Origin of the sequence: Pseudomonas sp. 21LCFQ02 (assembly GCF_024129895.2) — a bacterium.
GTDB lineage: Bacteria > Pseudomonadota > Gammaproteobacteria > Pseudomonadales > Pseudomonadaceae > Aquipseudomonas.
The window spans coordinates 6,071,297-6,086,206 of sequence record NZ_CM178749.1 but is presented as its reverse complement, the minus strand read 5'-3'; the positions used below and the strand labels follow the sequence as shown (position 1 = coordinate 6,086,206).

Annotated in this window: 11 protein-coding genes; 6 read left to right on the top strand and 5 right to left on the bottom strand. The window is 61.6% G+C overall.

The annotated features are described in order from the left end of the window. Positions 1-2 precede the first annotated feature (2 nt). From NJC40_RS27550 to NJC40_RS27535, 4 genes are all read left to right on the top strand, one after another. Positions 3-635, top strand: a complete 633-nt coding sequence (locus tag NJC40_RS27550) for a DsbA family protein (RefSeq protein ID WP_045482040.1) — start codon at positions 3-5, stop codon at positions 633-635. Next, positions 628-2,448 (top strand): ABC transporter ATP-binding protein, encoded by a 1,821-nt coding sequence (locus NJC40_RS27545; protein WP_045482038.1) that lies wholly within the window; start codon positions 628-630, stop codon positions 2,446-2,448. The genes NJC40_RS27550 and NJC40_RS27545 overlap by 8 nt, the downstream gene beginning before the upstream one ends. Positions 2,449-2,558: 110 nt before the next feature. Next, positions 2,559-5,063 (top strand): EAL domain-containing protein, encoded by a 2,505-nt coding sequence (locus tag NJC40_RS27540; RefSeq protein WP_253140698.1) that lies wholly within the window; start codon positions 2,559-2,561, stop codon positions 5,061-5,063. Positions 5,064-5,096: 33 nt separating this feature from the next. After that, positions 5,097-5,882 carry an iron-containing redox enzyme family protein gene (locus tag NJC40_RS27535; RefSeq protein ID WP_045482034.1) on the top strand — a complete coding sequence of 262 codons (786 nt, stop codon included), beginning with the start codon at positions 5,097-5,099 and terminating at the stop codon, positions 5,880-5,882. A 98-nt stretch (positions 5,883-5,980) separates the two neighbouring features. On the opposite strand, the gene NJC40_RS27530 is transcribed toward NJC40_RS27535, so the two are convergent. From NJC40_RS27530 to NJC40_RS27510, 5 genes are all read right to left on the bottom strand, one after another. Beyond that, positions 5,981-6,904: a GGDEF domain-containing protein gene (locus tag NJC40_RS27530; RefSeq protein ID WP_253140699.1), complete on the bottom strand. Its 924-nt coding sequence runs from the start codon at positions 6,902-6,904 to the stop codon at positions 5,981-5,983. A 210-nt stretch (positions 6,905-7,114) separates the two neighbouring features. Then, a complete protein-coding gene (locus tag NJC40_RS27525; protein ID WP_045482029.1) occupies positions 7,115-7,858 on the bottom strand; it encodes a YciK family oxidoreductase in 744 nt (247 codons plus the stop codon). 29 nt (positions 7,859-7,887) lie between these two features. Then, positions 7,888-8,559, bottom strand: coding sequence for an N-acetylmuramic acid 6-phosphate phosphatase MupP (gene mupP / locus NJC40_RS27520; RefSeq protein WP_045482027.1), 672 nt, complete (start codon positions 8,557-8,559; stop codon positions 7,888-7,890). A gap of 2 nt (positions 8,560-8,561) precedes the next feature. Continuing rightward, positions 8,562-9,260, bottom strand: a complete 699-nt coding sequence (ubiG, locus tag NJC40_RS27515; RefSeq protein ID WP_253115075.1) for a bifunctional 2-polyprenyl-6-hydroxyphenol methylase/3-demethylubiquinol 3-O-methyltransferase UbiG — start codon at positions 9,258-9,260, stop codon at positions 8,562-8,564. Between the two features lie 79 nt (positions 9,261-9,339). After that, entirely contained in the window at positions 9,340-10,671 is a 1,332-nt protein-coding gene (locus NJC40_RS27510; protein ID WP_045482022.1) for a TRZ/ATZ family hydrolase, read from the bottom strand. 194 nt (positions 10,672-10,865) lie between these two features. Here NJC40_RS27510 and mtnA point away from each other — a divergent pair, with 194 nt between their 5' ends. Together mtnA and gyrA are read left to right on the top strand one after the other, a co-directional pair. After that, positions 10,866-11,942 carry an S-methyl-5-thioribose-1-phosphate isomerase gene (mtnA, locus tag NJC40_RS27505; protein ID WP_253140700.1) on the top strand — a complete coding sequence of 359 codons (1,077 nt, stop codon included), beginning with the start codon at positions 10,866-10,868 and terminating at the stop codon, positions 11,940-11,942. A gap of 305 nt (positions 11,943-12,247) precedes the next feature. Continuing rightward, positions 12,248-14,878: a DNA gyrase subunit A gene (gene gyrA / locus NJC40_RS27500; RefSeq protein WP_253140701.1), complete on the top strand. Its 2,631-nt coding sequence runs from the start codon at positions 12,248-12,250 to the stop codon at positions 14,876-14,878. Positions 14,879-14,910: the final 32 nt, after the last annotated feature.

Here is a 14,910-nt window from a genome sequence, read left to right as displayed (position 1 = left end):
CCATGTCCGCTCGTCTGGTGTATGTGATGGACCCGCTTTGTTCATGGTGCTGGGGCTTCGCTCCGGTCGCCGAGGCTCTGGTGCGCCAGGCACAGGACAGCGGTGTGCAACTGCACCTGGTGATGGGCGGACTGCGCGCCAACGATGCGCCGCTGGACCCTTCCACCCGGCGCTACATCCTTGATCACTGGCAGTCGGTGCAGCAGACCACCGGCCAGCCGTTTCTGTTCGACGCGGCTTTGCCTGAAGGTTTTGTCTATGACACCACCCCGGTGTGCCGGGCGGTGGTCACCGCACGACAGCTCGACCCGCAGGCGGCCTGGCGATTGGTGGGCCTGATTCAGGCAGCGTTTTATGCCGCAGGCCGCGACGTGACTCAAGGTTCACTGTTGGCCGAGCTGGCCGAGCAGGCGGGGCTGGATCGCCTGCAGTTTGCCGAGCTGTTCGACAGCGCCGAACTCAAAAGCGCCACGGCGGCGGATTTTGCCTGGGTTCAGGGGCTGGGGATTGCCGGCTTTCCGACTTTGCTGGCCGAACGTAACGGCCAACTGGCGTTGCTGACCAACGGCTACCAGCCCGTGGACGCCCTGGCGCCATTGCTGGCCCGCTGGCTGGAGCGCGCTGCCAGTGCCTGATACACCCGGCGACACGGCGGCAACTTCCACCACGACCGATCGGCTGAGCTGGGCGGATATTCGCGCGCTGGTGTTGCGCCACAAAAAAGCGTTATGGACGGCCAATGGCGTGGCGATCATGGCCACCCTGTGCAGTGTGCCGATTCCCTTGCTGTTGCCGCTGCTGGTCGATGAAGTGCTATTGGGCCATGGCGATACGGCGTTGCGCTTCATGGACCGGCTGCTGCCTGAAAGCCTGCACCAGGCGGTGGGCTATATCGGCCTGATGCTGCTGGCGACCCTGCTGCTGCGTCTGGGGGCGTTGCTGTTCAACGTGTTGCAGGCGCGGTTGTTTGCCCGCTTGTCCAAAGACATTGTCTATCGCATTCGCTTGCGTCTGATCGAGCGCCTCAAGCGTATCGCCCTGCGTGAATACGAGAGTCTCGGCGGCGGGACGGTGACCACCCATCTGGTCACTGATCTGGACACGCTGGACAAGTTCGTCGGCGATACCCTCAGCCGCTTTCTGGTAGCGATGCTGACCCTGACCGGCACGGCTGCCGTCCTGATGTGGATGCACTGGAAGCTGGCGCTGTTGATTTTGCTGTTCAACCCGTTGGTGATCTTCGCCACCGTACGGCTGGGCAAGCGGGTCAAACACCTTAAAAAACTGGAAAACGACAGCACCGCACGCTTCAGCGAAGCCTTGAGCGAGACCCTTGAGGCGATACAGGAGGTTCGTGCCGGCAATCACCAGGGCTTTTTCCTGGGCCGGCTTGGCCTGCGTGCCCGCGAGGTGCGTGACTACGCGGTCAATTCACAATGGAAAAGCGATGCCTCAGGGCGCGCCAGTGCGCTGTTGTTCCAGTTCGGTATCGATCTGTTTCGTGCGGCGGCGATGCTCACTGTGCTGTTCTCTGATCTGTCCATCGGTCAGATGCTGGCGGTGTTCAGCTACCTGTGGTTCATGATTGGCCCGGTGGAGCAGTTGCTTAACCTGCAATACGCCTGGTACGCCGCTGGCGGCGCGCTGAGCCGTATCAACGAACTGCTGGCGCGGGCCGATGAACCGCGTTATCCCGGCCACGCCGACCCGTTTGCCGGCCGGCAGACAGTGGGCATTGAAGTGTGTGGCCTGAGTTTCGGTTACGGCGCCGAGCGGGTCCTGGATCAGGTGAATCTGTCGATTGCGCCCGGTGAAAAGGTCGCCATCGTGGGCGCCAGCGGAGGCGGCAAGAGCACCCTGGTGCAGCTGTTACTGGGCTTGTACACAGCTGATGCCGGCAGCATCCGGTTTGGCGGTGCAACCCAGCAGGAGATCGGCCTTGAGCGGTTGCGTGAGCGCGTCGCAGTGGTGTTGCAGCATCCGGCACTGTTCAACGACAGTGTCCGCGCCAACCTGACCATGGGACGCGATCGCAGTGATGAGGCTTGCTGGCAGGCGTTGCAGATCGCGCAACTGGACGCCACCGTGCGCAGCATGCCGCAGGGGCTCGATACCGTGGTTGGACGTTCCGGGGTACGGCTTTCCGGCGGCCAGCGGCAACGCCTGGCGATTGCGCGGATGATCCTCTCTGAGCCGCAGGTGGTGATTCTTGATGAGGCCACCTCGGCGCTGGATGCTGCGACCGAGTACAGCCTGCACCAGGCTCTGGGCCGCTTTCTGCAAAGCCGGACCACGCTGATCATTGCCCACCGCCTGTCCGCTGTGAAGCAGGCTGACCGGGTGCTGGTGTTCGATGGCGGGCGCATTGCCGAAGACGGCGACCATCAGCAACTGATCGCTGACGGCGGTTTGTATGCTCGGTTGTACGGGCATCTGCAGCAGGTTTGAGACGCGTTGCAGCATTTCTGGCAATTGTCGCCAATCGCCCTGCCGCGATCATGGATTTGGCCTAGGCTTGGCTGAGGATCATCAGTCAGGCAATCGGTGAAACGAACTTCATGAAGCCCGCACGGACTCTTGCCCGACCGCGTTTGCTGGGCATCGTATGGCCTTTTATTGTCGTGGTGCTGTTTCAGGCGCTGCTCGGCTGCTTCAGCCTGTACATGATGTCGGCCATGCGCAGCTATGTCGGTGGTGAAAGCCTCTGGTCCAAAGGTCAGAAGGACGCGGTCCGTTATCTGGACCTGTATGCCTTGAGCCATGACCCGCACGACTACCTCAGGTATCGCCAGGCGATTGCCATCCCTGAGGGCGGGCGCAAGCTGCGCGAGGCGCTCGATCTCCCTGAACCTGATCTCGCCGCGGCGCGTGCGGGTGTTCTACAAGGCGGCAATCATCCTGAAGATGTCGCACGCATCATCTGGCTGTATCGCCATTTCCGTGACATCGGGGCCATGCAGCAAGCGTTGCATTGGTGGTTGCAGGGCGATGCTTATCTGGCCGAGCTTGATGAGCTGGCGAGCAGCATGCGCCAGCACATCGCTCAAGGGCAGCCTGATGCGCAGACCGTGGCGCAATGGCGCGAGCGAATCGAGCAGCTCAATGCCCGTATCACCCCGGCGGCCATGGCCTTCAGTGAGGCGCTGGGGCAGGGGTCTCGATCGTTATTGCGGGTGCTGATCGTCATCAATCTGCTGACGGCCCTGATCCTGATTGCGCTGGCCTTGCTGCGCACCCACAACCTGTTGGTGCTGCGCCGGGCGATTGCCGATGACTTGCAACGCGAAAGAAAACGCGCCCAGGTCACGCTGGAGTCAATTGTTGACGGGGTCATTACCACGGATGTGCAAGGCAATATCCTGTACCTGAACCCGGCCGCCGAGCAACTGACCCACTGGCAGAGTGACCAGGCGGCCGGCACGCCGCTGGCAGCGCTGTTCAACCTGCTGGACGAGCATGCCCGGCGCGAGAGTGCCACGCTGATCGAGCATGTCCTCGGCGGTCAGTTCAAGAGCGGCGCGTTGCATTGCAAACTGATCCAGCGTCTGGACGGCAGCACTGTTGCGGTTTCTCTGGTCGGTGCGCCGATTCTCACCGACGGCCAGATCAGCGGCGCGGTATTGGTGCTGCACGATCTGACCCAGGAGCGCCAATACATCGCCAATCTTTCCTGGCACGCCGCTCATGACCCTTTGACCGGGCTGGTCAACCGCAGCGAGTTCGAATATCGGCTTGAGCAACTGCTTGAACAGCCGGTGGCGCAAGAGCTCGAGCGAGTGCTGATGTTGCTCGATCTGGACCAGTTCAAGCTGATCAATGACAACTACGGACATGCGGCCGGTGATGCCCTGTTACGACACCTGTGCACGGTGCTGCCGCAAGGCTTGCGTGAGGGTGACACCCTGGCGCGGCTGGGCGGCGACGAGTTTGGCATTTTGCTGCACGATTGCCCGGCCGATTCAGTGCAGGGCGTCGCTGAAGGGCTGCGCAGCGTGGTGGAGAACCTGCATTTTGTCTGGAAAGGCCGCGCGCTGGTGACCACTGTGAGCATCGGTGTGGTACTGATCGGCGCGGCTCAGATCAGCCTGGAGGATGCCCTGCGCGCCGCCGACCTGGCGTGTTATATGGCCAAGGAAAAGGGCCGCAACCGTATCCAGCTGTATCACCCCAATGATTTGGAGTTGTCGCTGCGCTCTGGCGAGATGGCCTGGATTCAGCGCCTGCATCGTGCGCTGGAAGAAAACCGTTTCTGTCTGTACGCTCAGGAAATTGCCCCGCTCGGTGATGATGACGACCCGGTACGGCACATCGAGATTCTCCTGCGTCTGCGTGACGAGTCCGGCAACATCGTGGTTCCGGATCGCTTTATCCCTGCTGCAGAGCGCTTTGGCCTGATGACCTCGCTGGATCGCTGGGTGGTGCGTAGCGTGTTCAAACTGATTGCCGAGTGCCGGAGCGACGAACAGCATGCCGAGCCCAGGGTGTTATGTGCTATCAATCTGTCCGGTGCCAGTATTGGCGACACGGCCTTTCTGGGCTACCTCAAGGAGCAGTTCAGCCAGTACGCCGTGGCGCCGCAGACCATCTGCTTTGAAATCACCGAAACCACGGCAATCGCCGATCTGGGCAGTGCGATCGTGTTCATCAACGAACTCAAGGCATTGGGATGCCAGTTCTCGCTTGACGATTTTTGTGCGGGCATGTCGTCGTTTGCCTACCTCAAGCATTTGCCGGTGGACTTTCTCAAAATTGATGGCAGCTTCGTCAAGGACATGCTCGACAACGCGGTCAATCGCTCGATGGTGGAGGTCATCAACCACATTGGCCATGTGATGGGTAAGCGGACCATTGCCGAATATGTCGAGACGCCTTTGATCGAAGCGGTTCTGCAGGAAATGGGCGTGGATTTTGCGCAGGGTTACCTGATCGGTCGCCCCGAATTATTGACTCGCGAAAGTCTTTATAAGGAGCCCGTGCGGCGTGGCGTGCAGCCAGCACGGGAAAGGATGGCTCCGGCAGGGGGGGAGGAGGTTTCGCTCTACCGGGGCAGGATCGAAACGTAGCACCCGTGAGGTGCGAATAAATGGAGTTATACAATGATCGACACTTTTGTCCGAACTGGCCCACTCATGGAACCGGGCAGTTACCCGGGTTGGGCACAGCAATTGATCAACGATTGCAGTGGCGCCAAGGCTCGCGTGGTCGGGCATGAGCTGTACCAGCGGATGCGTGACGCACGCCTGAGCCCTACGGTCATGCGCCATTACCTGATTGGCGGTTGGCCGGTGGTGGAGCAGTTTTCGGTGTACATGGCGCAGAACCTGATCAAGACCCGTTTTGGCCGTCATCCCGGTGAAGACATGGCGCGCCGCTGGCTGATGCGCAATATTCGCGTCGAACTTAATCACGCTGATTATTGGGTCAACTGGTGCGAGGCCCACGACGTCAGCCTCAGCGACCTCAAGGCGCAGCGCGTTGCGCCTGAGCTGCATGCGTTGAGCCACTGGTGCTCGCAGAGCTGCACCAGCGACAGCCTGGCAGTGGCCATGGCGGCGACCAACTATGCTATCGAGGGCGCTACCGGCGAATGGGCTGCCCTGGTGTGCTCCACCGGCACCTACGCCGAAGCCTTCCCGGATGAGTCCCGCAAACGGGCCATGAAATGGCTGAAGATGCACGCCCAGTACGACGACGCCCATCCATGGGAAGCGCTGGAAATCATCTGCACCCTGATCGGCAACCATGCCAGCGAAGCGCAGCAATATGAATTGCGTCAGGCCATTACCCGCAGCTACGACTACATGTACCTGTTTCTGGAACGCTGTATGCAACTTGAACGCAGCAGTAAGCCGGTACGTGAACTGCTCGCCGAACCTGCGTAAAGATACGGGTCGGGTGGGGATGTGCGGGAGCGGATTTATCCGCGAAGAACATTCGAAACACGCAATGTATCGTGGCTAACGCCGCTCCTGTGGCGGGCTCAGCCCGCCATCATCATCCGGTTGCGGCCTTCACGCTTGGCCGCATACAGCGCACTGTCAGCCCGGCGCAGCAAGCTGTCGACCGATTCGGCCGGCAATAATGTCGCGCAGCCCAGGCTGATACTTGGCCGCAGGCCATCCAGACCAACGACCTCCAGCGCCTCCACCGTCTGGCGCAAACGTTCGCCAATCATCGCCGCGGCCTCGCGATCAGTGTTCGCCAGAATGATCACGAACTCCTCGCCGCCGTAGCGAAACACCCGGTCGACATTGCGCACTTGCTGCTTGAGCGTCTGCGCCACACTTTTGAGTACCTGGTCACCATTGACGTGCCCATGGGTGTCATTGATCTGCTTGAAATGGTCGATATCCAGCATCAGCAACGACAGCGGCTGGCGATAACGCCGCGAGTCATCCACCTCCCGGGTCAGAACCTGATCCATCGCAACACGATTGCCTGTATCGGTCAGCGGATCACGCAACGCGCTTTTGATCGCCATCCGGTACAGCAAGGCATTGCGCAAAGGGTAGAGCAGGCAGCTGACCAGCCCTTGCAGGTCATCGCCCAGCGCAGCACCCAACGGATGGCGGTGATGCAGTTCCAGTTGCCCGAGCGGCTCGCCAGCATGGCTGAGATCGTAACGGGTGGCAGGTGGGGTGCAGTCGCCGAACGACAGTTGCAGGTCACTGGCGGCATGGCTGTAAGTGAGGCCATCGAGCAGCCCGGCCTGGGTCAGCCCCTTGCAGAACATCTCCAGGATGCGGTCGGCCTCCAGGCTGGTCTGCAGTTGCTGAGCCAGTTGATAACCCAGTTGACGCATGTCCACAGGGTGTTCCTGAACTGACAGGCGAGGGCGCGCGGATGGGCGCGGCACGCTGCTGGTATCAATGACTACTGGGTCGATCCGGGGTGGAGAACTCATCTATTCACTCCTCAGCACATTCCTTGAGGCTGGTTTGGTTAGAGCGAAATGCATGCCAATCGGTTCATTCATCCTGAATGCTAGAAAAAACAACGTCTTACAGATGAGATGGCGCCCAAGATAGCGGCAGCGGCTTGACGCAGGGGCATGTTTTAACAGATTTCGGCGTCACTATGCGTCGTTTTGCCGCCGCATGTGACGCCTTGCACATCATTTTTGGGCGTTGAACGCCTGGCCGTTGATGCCAGCGCTGTCCGGCCCCATCAGGTACAGGTACACCGGCATGATCTGTTCGGGAGTGGGGTTGTCGAGGGGATTCTCGGCAGGATAGGCCTGGGCGCGCATGTCAGTGCGGGTCGCGCCGGGGTTGACGCTGTTGGCACGGACCGCCGCCACACCGTCCAGTTCATCGGCCAGGGTCTGCATCAGCCCTTCGGTGGCAAACTTCGACACGCCGTAGGCGCCCCAGTAAGCACGGCCCTTGCGTCCGACGCTGCTGGAGGTGAAGACCACCGAGGCGTCACTCGATTGCTTGAGCAACGGCAGCAGCGCCTGGGTAAGCATGAACATGGCGTTGACGTTGATGTGCATCACGCGCATGAAGTTTTCACCCGACAGCTGTTCCAGCGGCGTGCGCGGGCCAATGATCGAGGCATTGTGCAACAGGCCGTCAAGCTGGCCGAATTCGGCTTCGAGCATCGCTGCCAGTTCGTCGTACTGATGTGGCAGGGCGGTCTCCAGATTGAACGGGATCACCGCCGGGCGCGGATGGCCGGCTGCTTCGATCTGGTCGTAGACCTGGCTGAGGTTGGCTTCGGTCTTGCCCAGCAACAGCACCGTCGCACCGTGGGCGGCGTAGCTGCGTGCTGCGGCAGCACCGATACCGCGGCCGGCACCGGTGACCAGAATGACCCGGCCTTTGAGTAGCTCGGGGCGGGCGCAATAGTCGAACATTGTCAGTCTTCCTTGGAGTCGGGCAGTGCTCAGCAGCTGCACAGAGCGTTATCGAGGACCTGGCGCAACTGCAGCGGATGATCCACCACCACATCGGCGCCCCAATGGTTCGGGTTGTCGTTGGGGTGAATGTAGCCATAGCGCACGGCGGCCGTGCGGGTGCCGGCATCGCGGCCCGACTCGATGTCGCGCAGGTCGTCGCCGACGAACAGCACGCTGGCAGGATCCAGGTCCAGGCGGCTGCAGGCCAGGATCAGTGGCTCGGGATGCGGTTTGCTGTGGGTCACATGATCCGGGCAGATCAACAGTGCCGAGCGCTGCGCCAGGCCCAGTTGCTCCATGATCGGTGCGGCGAAGCGCACCGGCTTGTTGGTCACCACGCCCCAGATCAGCCCGGCTTTTTCGATGTCGGCAAGCAACTCGGCCATGCCGTCGAACAGGCGGCTGTGCACTGCGCAGTTGTGTTGGTAACGTTCGAGAAACTCCAGGCGCAGGGCTTCGAATTCCGGAGCGCTGGGCGACAGGCCGAAGGTTGCCGAGACCATGGCCTTGGCGCCGCCGGAGATTTCGTCGCGGATCAGCTTGTCGTCCACTGGCGCAAAACCGCGCTCGGCCAGCATCGCCTGGCAAATGGCGATGAAGTCCGGGGCGGTGTCCAGTAACGTGCCATCCATATCGAACAGGACCGCTCTCAAGCGCATGCTCAGGCCTCCTTCACGGTCTGGATCATGTAGTTGACGTCAACGTCGGCGGCCAGCTTGTAATGCTTGGTCAGCGGGTTGTAGGTCAGGCCGATGATGTCCTTGACCTGCAGTCCGGCAGCGCGGCTCCAGGCGCCCAGTTCCGAAGGGCGGATGAATTTCTTGAAATCGTGGGTGCCACGCGGAAGCATGTTGAGGATGTACTCGGCCCCGACAATGGCGAACAGGTAGGCCTTGGGGTTGCGGTTGATGGTGGAGAAGAACACCTGGCCACCCGGTTTGACCATACGGCAGCAGGCCGCGATCACCGAGGACGGGTCAGGCACGTGTTCGAGCATCTCCAGGCAGGTGACCACATCGAACTGTTCAGGCATTTCCAGCGCCAGGTCTTCGGCAGTGATCTGCCGGTATTGGACTTGCACCCCGGATTCGAGCTGGTGCAACTGGGCCACCGCCAGCGGCGCTTCGCCCATGTCGATACCGGTCACGGTGGCACCGCGCAAGGCCATGGCCTCGCTGAGGATGCCGCCGCCGCAGCCGACGTCGAGGACGTTCTTGCCGGCCAGGCTGACCCGCTCGTCGATCCAGTTGACCCGTAGCGGGTTGATGTCGTGCAGAGGTTTGAACTCACTTTCGCGGTCCCACCAGCGATGGGCCAGGGCCTCGAATTTGGCGATTTCAGCGCGATCGACGTTGCTCATCGGATGTCCCTCTTGAAGATGTGAATTCGGTGGAGTCCGGCAGCCGCCAACAGACGGATGGTCAGGGGGCGCTGGACAGTCATTGAGTGCGGTCGGCAATGCGCCGACCCCATGCCGTGGCGCTTGCGCACAGGGCTTGTTCATCCATGCGGGTCAGGCGGCGATCTTCCAGTAATGGCTTGCCGGCGACCCATACGTGGCGGACGCAATCGCGGCCGCTGGCGTAGATCAATTGTGATACCGGATCATAGACCGGTTGTACGGCCAGCCCTGACAGGTCGAACGCCACCAGGTCGGCAGCCTTGCCAAGCTCCAGCGAGCCGGTTTGCTGCTCGATACCCAGGGCACGGGCGCCGTTGAGCGTGGCCATGCGCAATGCGCGGTGCGCGTCCAGGGCGCTGGCCGAGCCGGCGACGGCCTTGGCCAGCAAGGCGGCGGTGCGGGTTTCACCCAGCAGGTCCAGATCGTTGTTGCTCGCCGCGCCATCGGTGCCCACTGCGACATTGACCCCGGCTTGCCACAGTCGCTCTACCGGGCAGAAGCCGCTGGCCAGTTTAAGGTTCGATTCCGGGCAGTGAATGACACTGGTGTTGCTTTCTACCAGCAAGGCCAGGTCTTCGTTGCTGATCTGGGTCATGTGCACGGCCTGGAAGCGCGGCCCCAGCAGGCCAAGGCGCTGCAGGCGGGCCAGTGGACGCTCCTGGCGCTGCTCGACCGATTGTTGCACTTCGAAGGCGGTCTCGTGCACATGCATATGGATCATGGCGTCGAGTTCATCGGCGATGACCCGCACCCGTTCCAGGTTCTCGTCATTGACCGTGTAGGGCGCGTGGGGGCCGAAGGCGACGTTGATGCGCGGATGGTGGAGCAGGTCATTGAACAGTTCGATGCCGACATGCAGCGCTTCGTCGATGTTGCGTGCGCCGGGCACCGGAAAATCCAGCACCGGCACGCAGATCTGGGCGCGCATGCCGCTGTCGTGCACCCGCTCGGCAGCCACTTTGGGGTAGAAGTACATGTCCGAAAAACAAGTAACGCCGCCCTTGAGCTGCTCTGCAATGGCCAGGTCGGTGCCGTCGCGCACGAATGCTTCATCGACCCAGCGGCTTTCGGCCGGCCAGATGTGTTCCTGCAGCCATGTCATCAGCGGCAGATCATCAGCCATGCCGCGAAACAGGGTCATCGCCGCGTGGCCGTGGGCGTTGATCAGGCCGGGAGCCAGCAGCATGCCCGGCAGCTCGCGGGTTTCTGTTGGTGACAGGCGCAGGGCATCGGTCCTTGGGCCGATCCAGACGATGCAGCCGTCGCGGATGCCGATGCCATGTTCCCTCAGCACCACCCCGGCAGGTTCGACCGGCACCAGCCAGTCCGGCAGGAGCAGAAGGTCAACGGGTGTACTGGCTGTGGGCATGACAGACTTCCGGGGTTGGTTCAGATTGTGTACAACGACAGCGTGAGTCGGTGGTCAGGCAAGGTGGTGGGTCACTTGCAGCACGGGCTTTGAGCCTGGTAATGGCGAAGTATACCCGAGCGTCTGGTTGGCCGGCTCGCTATAATCGGTCGCTTTTTTATTCAGGTTCTGGATTGTTGACGATGGAGTGGGCGATGCGCGATCAGTTGTTGGCTGCGGAAAAAGTAAAGGCCATCGATTGGCGGGAAGACGCCCTGTACTTGCTTGATCAGCGGGTATTGCCGCGCGAAGAGGCCTGGCTGGCCTGTCATGATGTCCAGGCGGTGGCGGCCGCGATCAGCGCCATGGTGGTGCGCGGCGCGCAGGCGATCGGCGTCAGTGCTGCCTATGGGGTGCTGCTCGCGGCGCGGGCGCGGATGGCGGCCGGTGGCGACTGGCAGTCGGCGCTGGACGCCGACTTCGCTTTGCTGGACGCTGCGCGGCCCACGGCGGTCAACCTGTCCTGGGCGCTGAGCCGCATGCGAGAGCGCCTGCAACGTTTGAAGTCTGATGACGACCCGTTGCGAATTCTGGCGGCCGAAGCGGCGGCTATTCATCTCTCTGATCGCGATGCCAACCTGACCATGGCACAACTGGGGGCCGAACTGATCCGCAAGCAGCAGGGCAACCTGCAGGCGGTGCTGACCCACGGCAACGCCGGCGCGCTGGCCACCGGCGGGTTCGGTACGGCGCTGGGGGTGATCCGCGCCGCGCACCTGGAAGGCATGATCGAGCAGGTCTATGTCGATGAAACCCGGCCTTGGTTACAAGGTTCGCGGCTGACCGCTTGGGAGCTGGCCAGCGAAGGCATCCCGGTCAGTGTGATTGCCGACTCGGCGGCAGCGCATCTGATGCGCACCAAGGGGATTACCTGGGTGGTGGTCGGTGCTGACCGGATCACCGCCAACGGTGATGTGGCGGCCAAGATCGGCACCTATCAACTGGCGGTGGCAGCGATGCATCACGGCGTGCGGTTCATGGTCGTGGCACCGAGTTCGTCGATCGACATGGACACCACCAGTGGTGACGGCATCGTGCTCGAAGAGCGCGATGGCCTTGAGTTGCTGGATGTGGGCGGCCAGCCGCTGGCTGCCAGAGTCGGCGCGTTCAATCCGGTGTTCGATGTCACCCCGGCGGACCTGATTGACGCCATTGTCACTGAAAAGGGCGTGGTCGAACGGCCCGATACTGCCCGGCTGGCGCAGTTGATGAGCCGCAAGCACCTGCATTGATTGCCGTTCGTCGCCTGCCAGGCAGGATTGTCGGTGCTTCTCTGGCGGCCTGAGAGCGTCTCTCGGCGTTGCCGCGCTCAAGTGGCTCACATCCATTGCTAGCAAGGGATGTGAGCGTGAAGGCGATTGTGCTAACATCCGGCGGTTTTCGGGGGCGCTATTCGCAGTCCCTCCAACTGCGCAGATCCATGGCGTAACCCGTTGATTTGTCGTAAGTCGTCGCCTGGTGTCAACCGGGGGCGGCGAGCCTTGATCGTTCCGCAGGGGGCGTTGGGGTTTCACCAGAAAAAGGAATCAGGCTTCTCATGGGTGAACTGGCCAAAGAAATTCTTCCGGTCAATATCGAAGACGAGCTGAAACAGTCCTACCTGGATTACGCCATGAGCGTGATTGTCGGGCGGGCACTGCCGGATGCTCGCGATGGCCTGAAGCCCGTGCACCGGCGTGTGCTGTACGCCATGAGTGAACTGGGCAACGACTGGAACAAACCGTACAAGAAATCCGCCCGTGTGGTCGGTGACGTGATCGGTAAGTACCACCCCCACGGTGACACTGCGGTCTACGACACCATCGTGCGGATGGCCCAGCCTTTCTCGCTGCGCTACCTGCTGGTCGATGGCCAGGGCAACTTCGGTTCGGTCGATGGCGACAACGCGGCGGCGATGCGATACACCGAAGTGCGGATGACCAAGCTCGCCCACGAGCTGATGGCCGATCTGCACAAAGAGACTGTCGACTGGGTGCCCAACTACGACGGCACCGAGCTGATCCCGGCGGTCATGCCGACCAAGATTCCCAACCTGCTGGTCAACGGTTCCAGCGGTATTGCCGTGGGCATGGCGACCAACATTCCGCCGCACAACCTCGGTGAAGTCATCGACGGTTGCCTGGCGCTGATCGACAACCCCGAGCTGTCGGTCGACGAACTGATGCAGTACATCCCCGGCCCGGATTTCCCGACCGCCGGTGTAATCAACGGGCGTGCCGGCATTCTTGAGGCTTATCGCACTGGTCGCGGGCGCATCTACATGCGGGCCCGCTCGATCGTCGAAGACATCGATAAAGTCGGTGGCCGCCAGCAGATCGTCATCACCGAGCTGCCGTACCAGCTCAACAAGGCCCGGTTGATCGAAAAGATCGCCGAGCTGGTCAAGGAAAAACGCCTCGAAGGCATCACCGAGCTGCGTGACGAGTCCGACAAGGACGGCATGCGGGTGGTCATCGAGCTGCGTCGTGGCGAAGTGCCTGAGGTGGTGCTCAACAACCTCTACGCCCAGACCCAACTGCAAAGCGTCTTCGGCATCAACATTGTCGCGCTGATCGACGGTCGTCCACGGATCCTCAACCTCAAGGACCTGCTGGAAGCTTTCGTTCGTCACCGTCGCGAAGTGGTTACCCGCCGCACCGTGTTCGAACTGCGCAAGGCGCGTGAGCGTGGCCACATCCTTGAAGGCCAGGCGGTTGCGCTGTCGAACATCGACCCGGTCATTGCCCTGATCAAGGCTTCGCCGTCGCCGGCCGAGGCCAAGGAAGGGCTGATCAGCACGCCTTGGGAATCCAGTGCGGTGGTGGAAATGGTCGAGCGCGCCGGCGCCGATGCCTGCCGTCCGGAAAACCTCGATCCGCAATATGGCCTGCGTGATGGCAAGTATTTCCTGTCGCCGGAACAGGCCCAGGCGATCCTCGATCTGCGTCTGCACCGTCTGACCGGTCTGGAGCACGAGAAGCTGCTGGGCGAGTATCAGGAGATCCTCAACCAGATCGGCGAGCTGATCCGCATCCTCAACAGCGCCACGCGCCTGATGGAAGTGATTCGCGAAGAGCTGGAACTGATCCGTGCCGAATACGGCGATGCGCGCCGCACCGAGATCATCGAGTCGACTGGCGACCTGACCCTGGGCGACCTGATTACCGAAGAAGACCGTGTGGTGACCATTTCCCACGGTGGCTACGCCAAGACCCAGCCGTTGACCGCTTACCAGGCCCAGCGCCGTGGCGGTAAGGGCAAGTCTGCTACCGGGATCAAGGATGAGGACTACATCGCGCACCTGCTGGTCGCCAACAGCCACACCACGCTGATGATGTTCTCCAGCAAAGGCAAGGTGTACTGGCTCAAGACCTACGAGATTCCTGAAGCGTCGCGTGCCGCCCGCGGTCGTCCGCTGGTTAACCTGCTGCCGCTGGATGAGGGTGAGTACATCACCACCATGCTGCCGGTCGAGGAGTACACCGTCGGCCACTTCATTTTCATGGCCACCGCCAACGGGACCGTGAAGAAGACGCCGCTGGAGCAGTTCGCCCGTCAACGCAGTGTTGGCCTGATCGCCCTGGAGCTCGATGAAGGCGATGTGCTGATCAGCGCCTCGATCACCGATGGCAGTCGCGAAGTCATGCTGTTCTCTGACGGTGGCAAGGTCACCCGCTTCAACGAGAACGAAGTGCGTGCCATGGGGCGTACCGCTCGTGGTGTGCGCGGTATGCGTCTGGCTGAAGGGCAGAAGCTGATTTCCATGCTGATCCCGGAAGAGGGCAGCCAGATTCTCACCGCTTCCGAGCGTGGTTATGGCAAGCGTACGGCTATCAGCGAGTTCCCCGAGTACAAGCGTGGCGGCCAGGGCGTGATTGCCATGGTCAGCAACGAGCGTAACGGCCGTCTGGTCGGGGCGATCCAGGTGCTCGACGGTGAAGAGATCATGCTGATCTCCGACCAGGGCACTCTGGTTCGTACCCGGGTCGACGAAGTGTCCAGCCTGGGCCGTAATACCCAGGGTGTGACCCTGATCAAGCTGGCCAGCGATGAAACTCTGGTTGGCCTGGAGCGGGTTCAGGAGCCTTCCGAGATCGAAGATGAAGAGCTTGATGAAGACGCGGCTGCCAGCGAGACGGATGATGAGCAACCAGCGGACTCTGCGGGTGACGAAGAGTCCGCAGACTGAAGCAATGCAGTAAATAGCTCGGGGGCAGGTTC

What these genes read in the sequence shown, in the direction of transcription:
- mupP (WP_045482027.1), bottom strand. Translation starts at nt 8,559, where the DNA reads ATGCGCTTGAGAGCGGTCCTGTTCGATATGGATGGCACGTTACTGGAC.
- NJC40_RS27540 (WP_253140698.1), top strand. Translation starts at nt 2,559, where the DNA reads ATGAAGCCCGCACGGACTCTTGCCCGACCGCGTTTGCTGGGCATCGTA.
- mtnA (WP_253140700.1), top strand. Translation starts at nt 10,866, where the DNA reads ATGCGCGATCAGTTGTTGGCTGCGGAAAAAGTAAAGGCCATCGATTGG.
- NJC40_RS27510 (WP_045482022.1), bottom strand. Translation starts at nt 10,671, where the DNA reads ATGCCCACAGCCAGTACACCCGTTGACCTTCTGCTCCTGCCGGACTGG.
- NJC40_RS27525 (WP_045482029.1), bottom strand. Translation starts at nt 7,858, where the DNA reads ATGTTCGACTATTGCGCCCGCCCCGAGCTACTCAAAGGCCGGGTCATT.
- NJC40_RS27530 (WP_253140699.1), bottom strand. Translation starts at nt 6,904, where the DNA reads ATGAGTTCTCCACCCCGGATCGACCCAGTAGTCATTGATACCAGCAGC.
- gyrA (WP_253140701.1), top strand. Translation starts at nt 12,248, where the DNA reads ATGGGTGAACTGGCCAAAGAAATTCTTCCGGTCAATATCGAAGACGAG.
- NJC40_RS27550 (WP_045482040.1), top strand. Translation starts at nt 3, where the DNA reads ATGTCCGCTCGTCTGGTGTATGTGATGGACCCGCTTTGTTCATGGTGC.
- NJC40_RS27535 (WP_045482034.1), top strand. Translation starts at nt 5,097, where the DNA reads ATGATCGACACTTTTGTCCGAACTGGCCCACTCATGGAACCGGGCAGT.
- ubiG (WP_253115075.1), bottom strand. Translation starts at nt 9,260, where the DNA reads ATGAGCAACGTCGATCGCGCTGAAATCGCCAAATTCGAGGCCCTGGCC.